The 16,842-nt window shown below is 58.8% G+C and carries 17 protein-coding genes and 1 pseudogene; 9 read left to right on the forward strand and 9 right to left on the reverse strand.

From position 1 onward, the window contains the following. The 6 genes and pseudogenes from AC4GMC_RS12175 to AC4GMC_RS12200 form a co-directional block, all read right to left on the reverse strand. Positions 1–101, reverse strand: a pseudogene (locus AC4GMC_RS12175) (succinate dehydrogenase, hydrophobic membrane anchor protein); the annotation flags it as partial. A 24-nt stretch (positions 102–125) separates the two neighbouring features. After that, positions 126–506, reverse strand: a complete 381-nt coding sequence (gene sdhC, locus AC4GMC_RS12180; RefSeq protein WP_487877430.1) for a succinate dehydrogenase, cytochrome b556 subunit — start codon at positions 504–506, stop codon at positions 126–128. Between the two features lie 273 nt (positions 507–779). Next, on the reverse strand, positions 780–1,811 hold the full coding sequence (locus AC4GMC_RS12185) for a MaoC family dehydratase (RefSeq protein WP_487877429.1): 1,032 nt from the start codon (positions 1,809–1,811) through the stop codon (positions 780–782). After that, positions 1,811–2,014 carry a DUF1737 domain-containing protein gene (locus tag AC4GMC_RS12190; RefSeq protein WP_487877428.1) on the reverse strand — a complete coding sequence of 68 codons (204 nt, stop codon included), beginning with the start codon at positions 2,012–2,014 and terminating at the stop codon, positions 1,811–1,813. The genes AC4GMC_RS12185 and AC4GMC_RS12190 overlap by 1 nt, the downstream gene beginning before the upstream one ends. A 3-nt stretch (positions 2,015–2,017) precedes the next feature. Continuing rightward, positions 2,018–2,563, reverse strand: coding sequence for an NnrU family protein (locus AC4GMC_RS12195; protein ID WP_487877427.1), 546 nt, complete (start codon positions 2,561–2,563; stop codon positions 2,018–2,020). A 6-nt stretch (positions 2,564–2,569) separates the two neighbouring features. Beyond that, entirely contained in the window at positions 2,570–3,433 is an 864-nt protein-coding gene (locus AC4GMC_RS12200) for an HpcH/HpaI aldolase/citrate lyase family protein (RefSeq protein WP_487877426.1), read from the reverse strand. A gap of 315 nt (positions 3,434–3,748) precedes the next feature. Between AC4GMC_RS12200 and AC4GMC_RS12205 the strand changes: the two genes are divergently transcribed. Continuing rightward, a complete protein-coding gene (locus tag AC4GMC_RS12205; RefSeq protein WP_487878317.1) occupies positions 3,749–4,051 on the forward strand; it encodes a hypothetical protein in 303 nt (100 codons plus the stop codon). Here AC4GMC_RS12205 and AC4GMC_RS12210 read toward each other — a convergent pair. Beyond that, positions 4,048–4,803: a sulfite exporter TauE/SafE family protein gene (locus tag AC4GMC_RS12210; RefSeq protein ID WP_487878316.1), complete on the reverse strand. Its 756-nt coding sequence runs from the start codon at positions 4,801–4,803 to the stop codon at positions 4,048–4,050. The genes AC4GMC_RS12205 and AC4GMC_RS12210 overlap by 4 nt on opposite strands. Positions 4,804–4,990: 187 nt before the next feature. Between AC4GMC_RS12210 and mdh the strand changes: the two genes are divergently transcribed. From mdh to lpdA, 8 genes are all read left to right on the forward strand, one after another. Beyond that, positions 4,991–5,953, forward strand: coding sequence for a malate dehydrogenase (gene mdh, locus AC4GMC_RS12215; RefSeq protein ID WP_058122889.1), 963 nt, complete (start codon positions 4,991–4,993; stop codon positions 5,951–5,953). Between the two features lie 233 nt (positions 5,954–6,186). Beyond that, positions 6,187–7,380, forward strand: a complete 1,194-nt coding sequence (gene sucC / locus AC4GMC_RS12220) for an ADP-forming succinate--CoA ligase subunit beta (protein WP_487878315.1) — start codon at positions 6,187–6,189, stop codon at positions 7,378–7,380. Positions 7,381–7,385: 5 nt separating this feature from the next. Then, complete coding sequence (sucD, locus tag AC4GMC_RS12225; RefSeq protein WP_487878314.1) at positions 7,386–8,273, forward strand: succinate--CoA ligase subunit alpha; 888 nt, start codon at positions 7,386–7,388, stop codon at positions 8,271–8,273. Positions 8,274–8,303: 30 nt separating this feature from the next. After that, the gene (locus AC4GMC_RS12230; RefSeq protein ID WP_487880182.1) at positions 8,304–8,894 is read left to right on the forward strand and encodes a hypothetical protein; all 591 of its coding nucleotides are present in this window, start codon (positions 8,304–8,306) and stop codon (positions 8,892–8,894) included. A 64-nt stretch (positions 8,895–8,958) separates the two neighbouring features. Then, positions 8,959–11,916, forward strand: coding sequence for a 2-oxoglutarate dehydrogenase E1 component (locus AC4GMC_RS12235; protein ID WP_487879031.1), 2,958 nt, complete (start codon positions 8,959–8,961; stop codon positions 11,914–11,916). A gap of 6 nt (positions 11,917–11,922) precedes the next feature. Continuing rightward, on the forward strand, positions 11,923–13,416 hold the full coding sequence (odhB, locus tag AC4GMC_RS12240; protein ID WP_487877744.1) for a 2-oxoglutarate dehydrogenase complex dihydrolipoyllysine-residue succinyltransferase: 1,494 nt from the start codon (positions 11,923–11,925) through the stop codon (positions 13,414–13,416). 157 nt (positions 13,417–13,573) lie between these two features. After that, positions 13,574–13,984, forward strand: a complete 411-nt coding sequence (locus AC4GMC_RS12245; RefSeq protein WP_487877743.1) for an MAPEG family protein — start codon at positions 13,574–13,576, stop codon at positions 13,982–13,984. A 69-nt stretch (positions 13,985–14,053) separates the two neighbouring features. Next, on the forward strand, positions 14,054–15,445 hold the full coding sequence (gene lpdA / locus AC4GMC_RS12250; protein WP_487877742.1) for a dihydrolipoyl dehydrogenase: 1,392 nt from the start codon (positions 14,054–14,056) through the stop codon (positions 15,443–15,445). A gap of 60 nt (positions 15,446–15,505) precedes the next feature. Here lpdA and AC4GMC_RS12255 read toward each other — a convergent pair whose 3' ends face one another. Continuing rightward, positions 15,506–16,153 carry a GntR family transcriptional regulator gene (locus AC4GMC_RS12255; RefSeq protein WP_487877741.1) on the reverse strand — a complete coding sequence of 216 codons (648 nt, stop codon included), beginning with the start codon at positions 16,151–16,153 and terminating at the stop codon, positions 15,506–15,508. Positions 16,154–16,168: 15 nt separating this feature from the next. Continuing rightward, positions 16,169–16,840: a M48 family metallopeptidase gene (locus AC4GMC_RS12260; protein ID WP_488082100.1), complete on the reverse strand. Its 672-nt coding sequence runs from the start codon at positions 16,838–16,840 to the stop codon at positions 16,169–16,171. Positions 16,841–16,842 lie beyond the last annotated feature (2 nt).

Genomic DNA, 16,842 nt, shown 5'->3' on the forward strand with positions numbered 1-16,842 from the left:
AGCGCCAGAGACGTCATCATCATGTGCCAGTGGTGGTGCGTGCCGTGACGGCCGGAGCCCAAGCCATCAGCGCGTTTTCGATCAGTCAAATAACGTTGCATGGGATGTTTCCTTGCTTGTGCCGCTCAGACGAGCGCGACGATCAGGGTGACCAGTGTCGAAAGGCCCAACATGCCGATCGCCATTTTTTCGGATGTGGGCACGTCTACGCAGTAGCCGAAGTCCCACAGGAGGTGCCGTAGGCGGCCCAGCATGTGGTACACAAATGCCCAAACGCCACCAAGCATGATGAGGTTGCCAAACCAGCTGCGCAGGAACCCGTCCATCGCTGCAAACGCGGTTTCGGAGGTTGCGGCGGCAAGAAACCATGCCACCACCAAAGCCGAGAGGCCGAGCAGTGCGATGCCGGTGATGCGCACCAGGATCGATGAGATCGAAGTCAACTGGGGGCGATAAACCTGGAGGTGCGGGGAGAGGGGTCGCTCTACCTTTTTGACGTCAGCCATGGGCACGTCCCTTTCTGGTTGTAATTTTGTCGGTCATTGTTGGCGTTTATGCATAAGAGTTTTTCGGCAAGAGTCACGTGTAACAAGCCGAGATTCCCGTCAAAGGGGCGCGCAAATCGACGCATCGGCCCATATGTGATCACGAAAGTAATTGGTGTGATCACGTATGGGCGTGCTGTTTAGTTGTGCGTTTTGGCGACCTTGGGGTCTTGGGGGTGAGCCGCAGGTGTGAGTCGATCATTTTGTGATCACACCGTGCAGCCCAGCGCCCTGTCAGAGCGGCATTAGCGCCCAGTAGTCCAGATCAAGCAGGACGTTGGGGTCATATTTGCCGTCTTCGCCGCGCAAAACGAAGGGCGCGCCACCTTTGGTTGCAACCAGCCGGAGACGAATCGCCCCTACGCCGGGGGCTGAGGTTTCGGCGATGTCCAACACCTCGGACCATGCTTTGATCGTATCGCCCGAGAAACAGGGGTTTGCATGGGCGCCTGCGTTCAGGCCGACGACCATTTGCGCGTTGGCCAAGCCATTGAAAGACAAGGCACGTGCCATCGAAATCACATGGCCGCCATAGATCAGGCGCTGCCCATCGGGGCGGAAGGTGGCATCGAAATGCACCTTGGCTGTGTTCTGCCACAAGCGCGTGGCGATCATGTGCTCAGCTTCTTCGATGGTGACGCCATCGACGTGGTCGATCTGTTCCCCGACTTTGTAATCGGACAGGCGATGCGGCTCACCCGCGAGGGTGAAGTTGTAGTCCGCAAAGGTCAGCCCCTTGGGGATCACGAGGTCGCTGGCCGAGATAGATTTGGATAGGGTTGGCACCACGGTTTCGGGGGCGGGGGCATCGGTGTCACGTTTGCGCACCATGACCCAGCGGACATAGTCCATCACCGTTTCATCCCGCTGGTTCAAGCCGCGCGTGCGGACATAGACCACGCCGGTTTTACCGTTGGAGTTTTGTTTGAGGCCAATGACTTCGGAGGTCGAGCGGAGGGTATCGCCGGGGTAGACCGGCAAGTGCCAGCGGCCTTCGGCGTAGCCAAGGTTGGCGACCGCATTGAGGGATACGTCCGGCACGGTTTTGCCGAAAATCACGTGAAACGCGGCAAGGTCGTCAATCGGGCTGCTGGGCAGGCCGCTGGCCTGTGCAAATGCGTCCGAGGAATAGAGCGCATGGCGGGCCGGATAGAGCGCGTGATAAAGCGCGCGCTCACCCCCCGAAACCGTGCGCGGGACCGCGTGTTCGATGGTTTGGCCGAGTTGGTAATCCTCAAAGAAGCGGCCGGGGTTGGTTTTGGCCATTAGTGTTCTCCGAGTTTGGTGTCGGGGGTGTAGGTGCCCTCAACCTCTTTTGTGACGGATTGGCCGCAGCGCATGATGCCTTTGACGGGGTCAAAGGTTTGCGTGGGGGAGCCATAGAGCGTCCAGCCTTTGTTCAGGGCGTCGGTGACCTTGTGGCAAAAGGCGGACGTGTCGTCCTCGGACAAAAAGCGATAGAGTTTCATGGGTTAGCCTCCTACGGGTGAGACACCCGCCCAAACGTGAATTGCCATAACGATGGCCATCAGCACGAGGCCGATGATCAGCGCCTTGATGTCGCCTTTGACGGAGACGGTTGCGGGCCGCTCCCACGGGGTGGAGCGGTTGATGAGGATGACGCTGACGACGGCCCATGCGAGCAGCCCGCCAAACAGCAGGATCGACGCGACATCGCCGTTCACCAATAGGTGAGCCGTGGCCCATGTTTTGAATGCGGTCAGTTGGGGGTGGCGGATTTTGGCTGCGAGCGTGCCCTTGGCTGCGCCCACGCCATATAGGTAAAACGCAAACAACATCAGCAGGTTGTTGATGTGGGTCATAAAGCTGGGCGGTTGCCAAACGGGGATAAAGTCAGCCGCTTTGTATCCCAGAACCATCATCACGACGCTGCCGATGATCAGGACGGCGGCGATGCCTTTGCCCGCTGTGCCCATTTGACCGCGAAGGCCCGGCGCCACGCGTTTGAAGAGGTGGGCGGCCCACCAAAGGGCGATGCCCGCGATCAAAAGTGTCATTGAGGGTTACTCCGCTGCGGTTGCGATGGCGTTGGCCATGGCGAGGGTTTTGCGCGCGGTTTCCACGTGCAGGTTCTCGACGATTTTACCATCTACGACGGCGATGCCTAGACCTTCGGCTTCGGCGGCCTCGAATGCGTCGATCTGACGGCGGGCAAGGTCGATTTCCGCGTCCGATGGGGAAAAGGCGGTGTTGCAGGTGTCGACCTGCGCGGGGTGGATCAGGGTTTTGCCGTCCATGCCCATATCGCGGCCTTGGGCGCATTCAGCAGCAAGGCCTTGGGTATCCTTGTAGGCGTTATAGACGCCATCGACACAGATAATGCCGGCCGCGCGCGCCGCGAGCAGGCACATTTGCAGCGAGGTGAGCAGCGGCTCACGGTCGGCGCGGAAGCGTGTGTTGAGGTCCTTGGCGAGATCGTTTGTGCCGATGATAAAGCCGCCCATCCGGGGGGCTTGTGCGATCTCGAGGGCGTTGAGGATGCCGAGCGGGGTTTCCATCATGGCCCAGATTTTGGTGTTGGCGCAGGCGGGGTGTGCGTCCAGCAGGGCGCTGAGGGCTGTGATATCCGCCGCGGAATTTACCTTGGGGAGAAGGACGGCCTGTGGTCCGGTGGGGGCGATCACGGCGACGTCGGCGTGGCCCCAGTCGGTATCGAGCGCGTTGATCCGCACGATTTGGGCGCGATCACCGTAGCCGCCAGCGGTCAGGGCGGCGGCAAGGGTGTGGCGTGCGTTTTCCTTTTCATCGACGGCCACGGCATCCTCAAGGTCGAAGATGATGGCGTCCACTGGAAGGGTCTTGGCCTTTTCCAATGCGCGCTCTTTTGAGCCGGGAATATAGAGAACGGAGCGGTAGGGGTGGGTCATGGTCAAATCCTTCTGCGCTGCGGCATGGTTTTGCACGGCTGGTAATATAGCGCAAGCCAGAACGTGTATTTGAGACGTTTTGTTGCGCGCGGGATCGTCTGAGGTTGGAAAAATACACGCTGCGCGAGAAAATGCGCGAGTTTAACTTTTCTCTAAGCACTTTGGTTCAGGTTGGCTGCATCAGAAGGGTCGGCCTCGCTTGATGGGGAAACGGCCACTAACACAGGGGAGAGTTTGGCGTAGGCCGGATTTGTCCCAGCGATCCCGGCGTTTGTCAGCTCTCCTTCACACATGAAGGTTAGGTAAGGTTAGACCATGAAGACATCTATTTTTACAGCAGCTTTGATCGGGGCGACCGTGTGGTCCTCTTTGCCGGCGGCTGCCGAAGTTTGTGGCAAACGCGATACGGTTCTGAGCCGTCTGTCGGAGAAGTTTGGTGAAACGCGACGCAGCCTTGGGCTGGGGGCGAATAACGGTGTGGTTGAGGTGTTTGCCTCGGATGATACTGGGTCTTGGACGATTACGGTGACGATGCCCGATGGGCGCATGTGTCTTGTAGCGTCTGGCCAGTCCTACGAGGACACGATTGATCCGCTTCAGGCGTCTGACGACGCTTAGATAAGTGCGTCATAGATCAGTTTGCTGCCCGTACAGGTCAGCAAGACGTAGGTTAGTGCAAAGAACAGACGCTCTGGGATGAGGCGATGCGCCTTGACCCCGAGCCAAGTGCCCAGCAGGGCAAAGGGCGCAAGATATACGCCCGCCAAGAGGGTTTCGGCCGTAAAGACGCCTAGAAAAGCGTAGGGCACGGCCTTGAGGATATTGATGATCCAAAAGGTGATGACGGTCGTTGCCTGAAATGTTGTCTTGCTAAGGTTTTGTGAGAGCAGAAAGATCGCGGCGGGTGGGCCGCCTGCGTGGCTGATAAAACTGGTAAAGCCTGCGATAACGCCGAATGCCGCGCCAAGCGCTGGGCGGAAGGGTTGGGGGGCGATGCGGATGAGACCGCGCGCCCGGCCTAATTGAAACGCCACAAAGCCGATGGAGATTGCGCCGATCAGGAGGCGCAGCATGTCCGGATCAGCGATTTGATAGAGCCATATCGCGAGGGCTACGCCCGGAATTGCACCGATGCACAGGGCTGCGGCTGAGGGCGCGTGCCATTTGGCCCAATAGGGTTTGAGCGAGGATATATCCACCAGCATCAGTAGGGGAAGCACAACCCCCAAGGCCATCGCCGGATCCAGCACAAGGGCGAGAATCGGTGCCGCAGCAAAGGCCGCGCTGGAGCCAAAACCGCTCTTGGAGATTGCGGCAAAGATGATCGCTGGGATGGCGAGAGCGAAAAATGTGAAGTCGAAGGTGATCATGTTGGCCGGATGAGATGGTTAACAAATTGTGCTGAAGCCAGCGGGCTATAGCACTTTTCTCGCGGTAAGTTATCGCGCATCCCATCTGTTAAGCGAGGCTTTCTGCCGCGCTGGCGCAGTCTTGCGCCGCGTTGTCCGAGTGGTTAGGCGTGCTGGGGTCATTAATATCCCACCGGAGAGACCTTCCATGGCCAGAGCTAAAATTGCCCTTATCGGCGCAGGCAACATCGGGGGCACGCTTGCCCACCTCGCTGCTATCAAGGAATTGGGCGACGTTGTCCTGTTCGACATTGCGGATGGTCTGCCCCAAGGCAAGGCGTTGGATATCGCCGAATCCGGCCCCTCCGAAGGTTTTGATGCCGACATGAAGGGCACCTCGGATTATGCGGATATCGCGGGCGCCGACGTGTGCATCGTGACCGCAGGTGTTGCGCGCAAACCCGGCATGAGCCGCGACGACCTGTTGGGCATCAACCTGAAAGTTATGAAGTCCGTCGGCGAGGGTATCGCTGCCCATGCGCCCGACGCATTTGTTATCTGCATCACCAACCCGCTGGATGCGATGGTTTGGGCGCTGCGTGAATTTAGCGGTCTGCCCCACCACAAAGTGTGCGGCATGGCTGGCGTTCTGGACAGCGCGCGCTTCCGCCACTTCCTCGCTGAGGAATTCAACGTATCCATGCGCGATGTGACGGCCTTTGTTCTGGGCGGCCACGGCGATACGATGGTGCCATCGGTGCGCTATTCGACCGTTGGCGGTATCCCACTGCCCGATCTGGTTGAGATGGGTTGGACCACGCAAGAGAAACTGGACGCCATGGTGCAGCGCACCCGTGACGGCGGTGCCGAAATCGTTGGCCTGCTGAAAACAGGCTCGGCGTTCTATGCGCCTGCTACCTCGGCGATTGAGATGGCCGAAGCCTATCTGAATGACCAAAAACGCGTTCTGCCCTGTGCCGCCTATTGCGATGGCGATCTGGGCGTGAAGGGTATGTACGTTGGCGTGCCCACCGTGATCGGCGCCGGTGGTGTTGAGCGGATCGTGAACATCAAGCTCAACAAAGAAGAGCAAGAAATGTTCGACGTTTCCGTGAATGCGGTGAAGGGTCTGGTCGACGCATGTAAGGCGATCGACGACAGCCTCGTCTAAGCGACTCACTCGTGAGCTGAGCATTGGGTGTTCCTTCGGGAGCACCCTTTTTTGTTGCGTTGTAAGAAATTGCATACGGCTGTATGCCGAATTTGTGATCACACTTTTTTGCGGTGTGATCACAAAAGTGGGTTTTTTGGGCGAAATACCACTGCTGCGGCGTTATGGCGTTTTGCAGGGTTAATTGGCTGTGTCAGACCAAGCGTCAACAACAAGCAATATGGGACAGTTTCATGAACATCCATGAATACCAGGCGAAGGCCCTTCTTCGCTCCTACGGCGCTCCGGTCTCGGACGGACGCGTGGTTTTGAAGGCAGAAGACGCCAAAACCGCTGCGGGCGAAATGGACGGACCTCTGTGGGTTGTAAAAGCACAAATCCACGCGGGTGGCCGCGGCAAAGGCTCCTTTAAGGAAGCGGATGCTGGCGAAAAGGGCGGTGTGCGCCTTGCTAAATCGGTGGAAGAGGCTGCGGATGAAGCCAAGAAGATGCTTGGTCGGACGCTGGTTACACACCAAACCGGCCCTGCTGGTAAGGTTGTGAACCGCATCTATATCGAGGACGGTTCCGGGATTGAGACCGAACTGTACCTTGCTTTGCTGGTCGATCGTCAGACATCGCGCGTTAGCTTTGTGTGTTCGACCGAAGGCGGCATGGACATCGAAGAAGTGGCGGCCAGCACGCCCGAAAAAATCCTCAGCTTTTCGGTTGATCCAGCGACGGGTTACCAAGGCTTTCACGGTCGCCGCATCGCATTCGCGCTTGGGCTGACCGGTGCGCAGGTCAAGCAGTGCGTGAAGCTGATGGGTCAATTGTACCAGTGCTTTGTCGAAAAAGACATGGAGATGCTGGAGATCAACCCGCTGATCGTGACCGACAAGGGTGACCTGAAGTGTCTGGACGCCAAGATGGGTTTCGACGGTAACGCGGTTTACCGCCACGCTGACATCGCCGCCCTGCGCGACGAAACGGAAGAAGACCCCAAGGAATTGGCGGCCTCTAAGTTCGATCTGAACTACATCGCGTTGGACGGTGAAATCGGGTGCATGGTGAACGGTGCGGGCCTTGCGATGGCCACGATGGACATCATCAAGCTGTTCGGCGCAGAGCCTGCAAACTTCCTTGATGTGGGCGGCGCGGCCACCACTGAGAAAGTGACCGAAGCGTTCAAGATCATCACATCGGACCCCAACGTAAAGGGTATCCTTGTGAACATCTTTGGCGGCATCATGCGGTGTGACGTGATTGCGCAAGGCGTTGTGACGGCTGTTAAAGAGGTCGGCCTTGAAGTGCCCCTCGTTGTGCGTCTTGAGGGCACGAACGTAGAGCAGGGCAAGGAGATCATCAACACCTCCGGCCTGAACGTGATCGCTGCAGACAACCTGAAAGACGGTGCGCAGAAAATCGTCAAAGCGGTGAAGGGATAAGACCGATGGCAGTTCTCGTAAACGAAAATACCAAAGTCATTTGTCAGGGCTTCACTGGCTCGCAGGGGACATTCCACTCTGAGCAGGCGATTGCTTATGGCACCAAAATGGTGGGCGGCGTGACGCCGGGCAAGGGCGGTCAGACGCACCTTGACCTGCCTGTGTTCAACTCGGTCCATGAGGCCAAGCACGTCACAGAAGCCAATGCGACCGTGATCTATGTACCGCCCCCCTTTGCGGCGGATTCGATCCTTGAGGCGATTGACGCTGAGATGGAGCTGATTGTCTGCATCACCGAGGGTATCCCGGTTTTGGACATGATGCGTGTAAAGCGCGCCCTTGAGGGCACCGCATCGCGTTTGATCGGGCCAAACTGCCCCGGCGTGATCACGCCTGACGCCTGCAAAATCGGCATCATGCCCGGCCACATCCACCGCCGTGGTTCGGTTGGTGTTGTGTCCCGTTCGGGCACGCTGACGTACGAAGCGGTGAAGCAGACTTCCGATCTGGGTCTTGGCCAGTCGTCGGCTGTTGGCATCGGCGGCGACCCCATCAAAGGCACGGAGCACATCGACGTGCTGGACATGTTCCTTGACGATGATGAGACGCATTCGATCATTATGATCGGTGAGATCGGGGGCTCCGCTGAAGAAGAAGCCGCTGAATTCCTTGCTGAGCAACGCAAAAAGGGTCGTTGGAAACCAACGGCTGGCTTTATTGCGGGCCGCACGGCGCCTCCGGGTCGTCGCATGGGCCATGCTGGCGCGATTGTTGCAGGCGGCAAAGGCGACGCCGAAAGCAAGATCGAAGCGATGAAGTCCGCTGGCATCGTTGTGGCCGAAAGCCCCGCAACGCTGGGTGAGGCCGTTCAAGAAGCGATTGCCGCTGGTTAATCGTCGCCTGGAGAACGGGGGAGGTACAACATGGGATTGGAAAGGCTGATACGCGCGACTGTGTTGTGTGTTGTGCTTTCCTCTCCTGCCGTGGCGCAGGGGCTGGAACCCTGTGCCGAACCGTTCGCAGAGGCTGAAAAATTCTACGGCGCGCTCGAGGCTGAAGGCTGGAGCGCGCCGCAGACCGATGTGGTTGAGGCCCTGATGTGGATTAACGCCGTGGCTTATTTGGGTGGCGACATGGGCGGCGCGAGCCTGCGCGACGTGCTAGATGCGCAGCGCATGGCAGCGGCCAACTATGGGCGGCTCAAGGCGTTGCCCACATCTGAGACGCGGATTTTGATCAATGGTACGGCCGTGATGCTGGCCAGTTGGCAACGCCCCGCGGACACGATTACATCCGTACAGTGCCGCGTGGCGATGGACGACCCGTCGGCCGGTGCGCCGCAAACAGGATTTGGTGCCCACACCGACGTCCGTGTGGACGCCGATAATCCGGGCCTGTCCGAATACCGTTTCCACTACAACCAAGCCGCCATTCGCGCGGAACTGCCCGATGCGACGCCGCCCCAAGTGGTGGTGAACATCCAGCATGAATTTTTCGTGGAGGGAGCGCAATGAGCAGTCAGCGTTCCTTTCATCCCGAGTTTACAGCTTACGGTCCCAACCCAAATGAGGTGTCCCAATGACCGAACACTCCTCCAACGACCAGTTCCACGCCTCTAGCTTTATGCAGGGCCACAACGCGGAATATCTGGAACAGATGTACGCGCGGTACGCCAACGATCCGGCGGCAGTGGACGAATCGTGGCAAGCGTTTTTCCGGGCGATGGGGGACGATGAGGTCTCTGTTAAGCGCGAGGCTGAGGGCCCAAGCTGGGCGCGCGCCGACTGGCCGCCGCAGCCCACCGACGATTGGACCACCGCACTGACCGGTGAATGGGCCCCGGCCCCTGAGGTCAAAGGTGCTGGTGACAAGATCAAGGCAAAGGCCGCCGCGACCGGTGTTGAGGTCTCGGACGAGCAGATCAAACGCGCTGTGCTGGACTCGATCCGCGCGCTGATGATCATTCGTGCCTATCGTATTCGGGGTCACCTTGTTGCTGACCTTGACCCTCTGGGGATGCGGGACCAGACCCCCCACCCAGAGCTGGATCCCAAGTCCTATGGCTTTACCGAAGCCGACATGGACCGCCCGATTTTCATCGACCAAGTTTTGGGGCTGCAAGTCGCCACAATGCGCGAGATCATGGCGATCGTGAAGCGGACCTATTGTGGGACGTTTGCGCTTCAATACATGCATATCTCGAACCCCGAAGAGGCCGGCTGGCTGAAGGAGCGGATCGAGGGCTTGGGCAAAGAGATTGCGTTTACCCGCGAAGGCCGGAAGGCGATCCTTAACAAAATGGTTGAGGCTGAGGGTTTTGAGAAATTCCTCCATGTGAAGTACATGGGCACCAAACGGTTTGGTCTGGATGGTGGCGAAAGCCTGATCCCTGCGATGGAGCAGATCATCAAGCGTGGCGGTAACCTTGGGCTGAAGGAAATCGTTATCGGGATGCCCCACCGGGGTCGTTTGTCGGTGCTGGCCAATGTGATGGCCAAGCCATACCGCGCGATTTTCAATGAATTCCAAGGCGGCTCGTTCAAGCCAGAGGACGTGGACGGTTCGGGCGATGTGAAATACCACCTCGGTGCATCCAGCGACCGTGAATTTGACGGCCACCCCGTTCACCTGTCGCTGACGGCGAACCCCTCGCACCTAGAGGCGGTGAACCCGGTGGTACTGGGCAAAGTCCGCGCCAAGCAGGACCAATTGGGCGACACGGAACGCACAGCCGTAATGCCGATTTTGCTGCACGGTGACGCGGCGTTTGCTGGTCAGGGTGTTGTGGCCGAATGTTTCGCATTGTCGGGGCTGCGTGGGCACAAAACCGGTGGCACGATGCATATCGTTGTGAACAACCAGATCGGCTTTACCACCGCACCGCACTTCTCCCGCTCGTCGCCGTATCCTACGGATAACGCGCTGGTGGTTGAGGCCCCGATTTTCCATGTGAATGGCGACGACCCAGAGGCCGTGGTACACGCCGCCAAGGTGGCCACTGAGTTCCGCCAAAAGTTCGGCAAAGACGTCGTGATCGACATCTTCTGCTATCGCCGGTTTGGTCACAACGAGGGCGATGAGCCCATGTTCACCAACCCGCTGATGTACAAGCGGATCAAGAAGCACAAAACGACCCTGACGTTGTATACCGAGCGTTTGGTTAAGGATGGATTGATCCCCGAGGGTGAGATCGAGGATATGAAGGCCTCGTTCCAAGCGCACCTCAATGAAGAGTTCGAGATCGGTAAAGATTATAAGCCCAACAAAGCCGATTGGCTGGACGGGCGTTGGTCGCATCTGGATCGCAACAAAGAGGATTATGTCCGCGGTGACACGGCCATCAAGCCCGAGACGTTGGCCGAGGTCGGCAACGCATTGGCCCGCGCGCCTGAGGGTTATCCGTTGCACAAAACGGTTCAGCGTCTGCTGGAAGGTAAGGCCAAGATGGTCGAAACCGGTGAAGGTTTTGACTGGGCTACTGCCGAAGCGCTGGCGTTTGGCTCGCTCCTGACGGAGGGCTACAAGGTCCGTCTGTCGGGGCAGGACAGCACGCGCGGCACGTTTTCTCAGCGGCATTCGGGGCTGGTAAACCAAGAAACCGAAGAGCGGTTTTACCCCCTCAACAACATCCGTGAGGGGCAGGCGCAATACGAAGTGATCGACAGTGCCCTGTCGGAATATGCAGTGTTGGGCTTTGAATACGGTTACTCGCTGGCCGAGCCAAATGCGTTGACCATGTGGGAAGCCCAGTTCGGTGATTTCGCCAACGGCGCGCAAATCATGTTTGACCAGTTCGTGTCCTCGGGTGAATCGAAGTGGCTGCGGATGTCGGGTCTGGTGTGCTTGTTGCCGCACGGGTTTGAGGGGCAGGGTCCTGAACACTCATCGGCGCGGCTGGAGCGGTTCCTGACCATGTGCGGGCAGGACAACTGGATCGTGGCCAACTGTACGACACCGTCGAACTACTTCCACATTCTTCGCCGTCAGCTGCATCGCGATTTCCGTAAGCCGTTGGTTTTGATGACGCCCAAGTCGCTGCTGCGCCACAAGCTGTGTGTGTCTGACGCAGAGGACTTTACGACTGGGTCTAGCTTCCACCGAGTGCTGTGGGATGACGCGCAGAAAGGTCATTCTGACACCAAGCTGAAACCAGACGCCAAGATCAAGCGCGTCGTGATCTGCTCGGGCAAAGTGTACTATGACCTGCTGGAGGCACGGGACGCGGCTGGTTTGGACGACGTGTACCTGCTGCGCGTTGAGCAGTATTACCCCTTCCCTGCGATGGCCCTCATGAAGGAGCTAGAGCGGTTCAAGGGTGCTGATATGGTCTGGTGCCAAGAAGAGCCCAAGAACCAAGGCGCTTGGAGCTTTATCGAGCCAAACATCGAATGGGTTCTGAGCCGCATCAAGGCCAAGCAAACACGTCCCACTTATGTGGGCCGGACATCCTCGGCCTCGCCCGCGACGGGTCTTGCCAGCCAACACAAAGCACAACAAACAGCGCTCGTGAACGAAGCGCTTGATATCAAAGGATAATAGAAGATGTCCACTGAAGTTCGAGTGCCCACACTGGGCGAAAGCGTCACCGAGGCCACTGTTGCCACGTGGTTCAAAAAGCCAGGCGACGCGGTCGCGGTGGATGAGATGTTGTGTGAGCTGGAGACCGACAAGGTAACGGTCGAAGTGCCGGCGCCTGCCGCGGGCACAATGGCCGAGATCGTGGCCGCTGAGGGTGAAACCGTCGGTGTGGACGCACTGTTGGCGACCATTTCTGCAGGTGGTGAAGCCACTGCAGCGCCTGCTGCTCCGGCTGCGGCTCCGGCTGTCGCTGATACAGGTGCGACCACGGATGTGATGGTGCCAACGCTGGGCGAAAGCGTGACCGAGGCGACTGTCTCAACTTGGTTCAAGAAAGTCGGCGACACCGTTGCCCAGGACGAAATGCTTTGTGAGCTGGAAACAGACAAGGTTTCAGTCGAAGTACCTGCTCCTGCGGCGGGTGTGCTGTCCGAAATTCTCGCGCCCGAAGGGGCAACTGTGGATGCGACGGCTAAGCTGGCTGTTATCGGCGGCTCTGCTGGTGCGGTTGCGGCTGCTCCAGCCACGGCCCCTGCTGCTGCGCCTGCTGCATCGGATGGTAAGGATGTTGAGGACGCCCCATCTGCCAAGAAAATCATGGCTGAAAAGGGCATTGATCCTGCATCAGTTCAGGGTTCTGGTCGCGATGGCCGTGTAATGAAAGAGGACGTGATGGCGGCTGCTGCCAGTGCCGCTGCGGCCCCTGCTGCGGTGGCAGCCCCCGCTGCCCCGCGCGCGCCTGTGCCCGCCGATGACGCAGCCCGCGAAGAACGAGTCAAGATGACCCGCCTGCGCCAAACCATCGCCAAGCGTCTGAAAGATAGTCAGAACACGGCCGCCATGCTGACGACTTACAACGAAGTCGACATGTCCGCGTCGATGGCGTTGCGCAAGGAATACAAAGACCTGTTTGAGAAAAAGCACGGCGCGCGTCTGGGCTTTATGTCGTTCTTCACCAAGGCGTGCTGTCACGCCCTTAAAGAAGTTCCCGAAGTAAACGCTGAGATCGACGGCACCGACATCGTGTACAAGAAATTTGTGCACATGGGCATCGCTGCGGGCACGCCCACGGGCCTTGTGGTGCCAGTGATCCGTGACGCTGACCAGATGTCGTTCGCTGAGATCGAAAAAGCGATCGCAGAAAAGGGCAAACGCGCCCGCGACGGCAAGCTATCCATGGCAGAAATGCAGGGCGGGACTTTCACGATCTCAAATGGCGGCGTCTACGGCTCGCTCATGTCCTCGCCGATCCTGAACCCACCGCAGTCGGGCATCCTTGGCATGCACAAAATCCAAGACCGTCCCGTGGTGGTCGATGGCCAAATCGTTATTCGCCCGATGATGTACTTGGCTCTGTCCTACGACCACCGGATCGTCGACGGCAAAGGCGCTGTGACGTTCCTTGTGCGCGTCAAAGAAGCGCTCGAAGATCCGCGCCGCTTGCTGATGGATCTCTAAAAATACGCGGCAACGCCTGATCGGGAACACTTCGGTCAGGCGCTGCCCCACACCAGGGGGTCATCCAGATGACAGCGCAGACAGGACGACTTATCCCATGCCAGGCTTGGTCTGTCGCATCAAAAATGTCCGATGGGCCTTATACCAAAGGATGCTTATGACCCCCGAACTTACCGCCCTTACCCTCGCAGCACTCCTCCAAGTGGTGCAATTCGTACTGATGGCTGTCCCCGCGAACCTTGAGCTGGGCCCGGGTAAAACGGCCTCTGCACGGGACCGTGCACGCCTCGGCGGGTCGCTAGAGGATCAACTCTCGGAAAAAACTGCCCGTCTCTACCGGGCTCTTAACAACCACTTCGAAGGGCTGATCCTGTTCGGTATCGCATGTACGGTGCTTACCCTCTCGGGCGAGGCGACACCCTACACAGCACTGCTGGCATACACGTACCTTGCGGCCCGCGTCCTCTACATCCCAGCCTATTACTTCGGATGGCGTCCATGGCGCTCGGTCATCTGGTTCGTGGGCTTTCTTGCAACCACAGCGATGCTCCTCGCGGCAATCGTCTAATTCTTTGGTTCTCAAATATCTCGGGGGTCCGGGGGCTGGCCCCCGGCGACCGACAGAAAGGAAAACATCATGGCAAACTACGACGTTATCATCATCGGCTCGGGTCCCGGCGGATATGTTGGTGCAATCCGCTGCGCGCAGCTGGGCCTGAAAACGGCTTGTGTTGAAGGGCGCGATACCCTCGGCGGAACCTGTCTGAATGTGGGCTGCATCCCATCCAAAGCACTGCTGCATGCATCACATCAGTTGCATGAGGCTGAGCATAACTTTGCTAAAATGGGTCTGACAGGCGCGGCCCCAAAGGTCGATTGGAAGCAGATGTTGGCCTATAAGGACGACGTCATTGCCCAGAACACCAAAGGCATTGAGTTCTTGTTCAAGAAGAACAAAGTCGACTGGATCAAGGGCTGGGCCTCCATCCCCAAGGCTGGTGAGGTCAAGGTGGGCGACGAAATCCACACGGCCAAGCACATCGTCATTGCCAGCGGCTCAGAGCCGGCCACCATTCCGGGCGCAGAAGTGACCATTGATGAAAAGGTTGTCGTGACCTCGACCGGTGCGCTTGAGCTGAACAAAATCCCCAAGACCATGACTGTCGTTGGCGGTGGCGTGATCGGGTTGGAGCTGGGCTCGGTTTACGCGCGCCTAGGCACTGAGGTGACTGTGGTGGAATTCATGGATGGCATAACGCCAGGCATGGACCTTGAGGTTGCCAAACAATTTCAAAAGATCCTCTCCAAGCAGGGCCTCAAGTTCATCATGGGCGCGGCGGTATCCAAGGTTGCTGCTACCAAAACCAAGGCTAAGGTCACCTATAAGCTGCGCAAAGACGACAGCGAGCATACGCTAGATACCGAAGTTGTGCTGGTCTCCACTGGGCGCAAACCGTTCACCGAGGGGCTGGGTCTTGACGCTTTGGGCATTGAGATGACCCCTCGCGGTCAGATCGCTCAGTTGAGCTATCGTACCAACATCCCCGGCATCTATGCTATTGGCGACGCGATTGAGGGCCCGATGCTGGCCCACAAGGCCGAGGACGAAGGTATGGCCGTCGCCGAGATGATCGCGGGCCAAAAGCCCCATGTGAACTACGGTGTCATCCCCGGCGTGATTTACACCCACCCCGAAGTTGCCAATGTCGGTCAAACCGAAGAGCAACTAAAAGAAGCGGGCATAGCCTATAAAATCGGAAAGTTCTCTTTCATGGGGAATGGGCGTGCAAAGGCGAATTTCGCAGCCGATGGGTTTGTGAAGCTGTTGGCCGACGCCAAGACGGACCGCATTCTGGGCGCGCATGTCATTGGCCCAATGGCGGGTGATTTGATCCATGAGGTCTGTGTCGCGATGGAATTTGGCGCGGCTGCCGAAGATCTGGCGCGGACCTGCCACGCGCACCCGACATATTCGGAAGCGATGCGCGAAGCGGCTTTGGCCTGTGGTGACGGCGCAATCCACGCCTAATCGGCTTTGACGATCAATTGGGTTCGGCGCGGTTGCGTGCCGGACCAACTGAGGCGCTTTCTAAGTCGCCAACAGCTTTAGACCTTGGGTCACGTCAGCTCGTACTGCCAGTCGCAGTCCGGGTTCATCCCCTGCATTCAGCGCCGCGAGGATCAGGCGGTGGTGGCGGGGCGCCTCGGTCCTGTGCAGTCGCCCATAGAGCGCGCGCATTGTTGGCCCCATTTGTAGCCAGACTGTTTCCGCCATCGCGAGCATCGCAGGTGCCTGCGCACGCAAATACAGTGTGCGGTGGAATTCGAGGTTCGTGCGAATATACCCCACCGCATCCTTCTTGGCGATTTTTTCTGCGATGGAGCGGTTGATGATTTCCATCCGTTCGATCAGGGCGGAGTGTGCGCGGGGCAGGGCGCGGGCGGCCAGTTCCGGCTCTAGCAGGGACCTGAGCGCGGCCAGTTCTTCGATTCGTTCACTACTGAGTTCGGGTGTGCTGACCCGCCCGGATGACGACAACGACAGTGCCCCTTCCGCGATCAAGCGACGCAGTGCCTCGCGTACCGGTGTCATGGAGACGCCGTATTCTTTGCCGATGCCGCGCAGGGTCAGTGCCTCGCCGGGGACCAGTTCACCGTGCATGACGCGGGTGCGCAGGGCGCGGTACAGCTTGTCGTGGGCGGCAGAGGTTCCGCCGGATTTGGAGTCGATCAACATGGCGCGACGGTGCGCCTAGTCCGGGGTCGCGTCAAGGACGCTAAAGTCCCACGCGTGCAATCCGGCCCCATGCGCCTTGAGCCACGCGCGGTGCGGTTGGTAGCGGGGCAAGAGATTCTCGACCTGCGCCCAGAAGCGGGCCGAATGGTCCATGTGGGCCAAATGTGCGACCTCGTGGGCGGCGACGTAGTCCAGCACCTCCCACGGGGCCATCACCAGCCGCCACGAAAACATCAAATCCCCTCGCGATGTGCACGATCCCCAGCGTGAACGCGTGTCGCGAAAGGTGATTTTGCCGTGATCGCGGCCCAATGCGCGCGCATAGCGTTCGCAGGCTTCGGTCAAATGTGTCTGTGCCAGTGTGCGCAGCAGGGTCTTGATCCGTGGTCCAACCTTGCTGTGGTCAGCAGGGACCAGAACGGCGTCGGGTAATAGCCGTGCGACCCGCGTTTCACCGACGACGATGGGCAATACTTCTCCCAACACTGGTAATGTGCCGCCTATGACTGGATGCTGAATGCTGGGTGCAGCGGCCACATGCTGTCTGATCCATGCGGCTTGGGTGGTGGCGAATGCGTGGGCCTCCCGCAGGGTGGCACGGCGCGGCAGGGTCAGCGTAACGCGCCCATCGGTCCGCCCAACCCGCAGCGAAAGCCGTGTCGCGCGGGGCGAACGGCGCAGATGCACTT

The sequence above is a fragment of the Thalassobacter sp. genome, assembly GCF_982993085.1.

What these genes read in the sequence shown, in the direction of transcription:
- lpdA (WP_487877742.1), top strand. Translation starts at nt 14,054, where the DNA reads ATGGCAAACTACGACGTTATCATCATCGGCTCGGGTCCCGGCGGATAT.
- mdh (WP_058122889.1), top strand. Translation starts at nt 4,991, where the DNA reads ATGGCCAGAGCTAAAATTGCCCTTATCGGCGCAGGCAACATCGGGGGC.
- odhB (WP_487877744.1), top strand. Translation starts at nt 11,923, where the DNA reads ATGTCCACTGAAGTTCGAGTGCCCACACTGGGCGAAAGCGTCACCGAG.
- AC4GMC_RS12200 (WP_487877426.1), bottom strand. Translation starts at nt 3,433, where the DNA reads ATGACCCACCCCTACCGCTCCGTTCTCTATATTCCCGGCTCAAAAGAG.
- AC4GMC_RS12185 (WP_487877429.1), bottom strand. Translation starts at nt 1,811, where the DNA reads ATGGCCAAAACCAACCCCGGCCGCTTCTTTGAGGATTACCAACTCGGC.
- AC4GMC_RS12205 (WP_487878317.1), top strand. Translation starts at nt 3,749, where the DNA reads ATGAAGACATCTATTTTTACAGCAGCTTTGATCGGGGCGACCGTGTGG.
- sdhC (WP_487877430.1), bottom strand. Translation starts at nt 506, where the DNA reads ATGGCTGACGTCAAAAAGGTAGAGCGACCCCTCTCCCCGCACCTCCAG.
- AC4GMC_RS12235 (WP_487879031.1), top strand. Translation starts at nt 8,959, where the DNA reads ATGACCGAACACTCCTCCAACGACCAGTTCCACGCCTCTAGCTTTATG.
- AC4GMC_RS12210 (WP_487878316.1), bottom strand. Translation starts at nt 4,803, where the DNA reads ATGATCACCTTCGACTTCACATTTTTCGCTCTCGCCATCCCAGCGATC.
- AC4GMC_RS12245 (WP_487877743.1), top strand. Translation starts at nt 13,574, where the DNA reads ATGACCCCCGAACTTACCGCCCTTACCCTCGCAGCACTCCTCCAAGTG.
- sucC (WP_487878315.1), top strand. Translation starts at nt 6,187, where the DNA reads ATGAACATCCATGAATACCAGGCGAAGGCCCTTCTTCGCTCCTACGGC.
- AC4GMC_RS12255 (WP_487877741.1), bottom strand. Translation starts at nt 16,153, where the DNA reads ATGTTGATCGACTCCAAATCCGGCGGAACCTCTGCCGCCCACGACAAG.
- AC4GMC_RS12195 (WP_487877427.1), bottom strand. Translation starts at nt 2,563, where the DNA reads ATGACACTTTTGATCGCGGGCATCGCCCTTTGGTGGGCCGCCCACCTC.
- sucD (WP_487878314.1), top strand. Translation starts at nt 7,386, where the DNA reads ATGGCAGTTCTCGTAAACGAAAATACCAAAGTCATTTGTCAGGGCTTC.
- AC4GMC_RS12190 (WP_487877428.1), bottom strand. Translation starts at nt 2,014, where the DNA reads ATGAAACTCTATCGCTTTTTGTCCGAGGACGACACGTCCGCCTTTTGC.
- AC4GMC_RS12230 (WP_487880182.1), top strand. Translation starts at nt 8,304, where the DNA reads ATGGGATTGGAAAGGCTGATACGCGCGACTGTGTTGTGTGTTGTGCTT.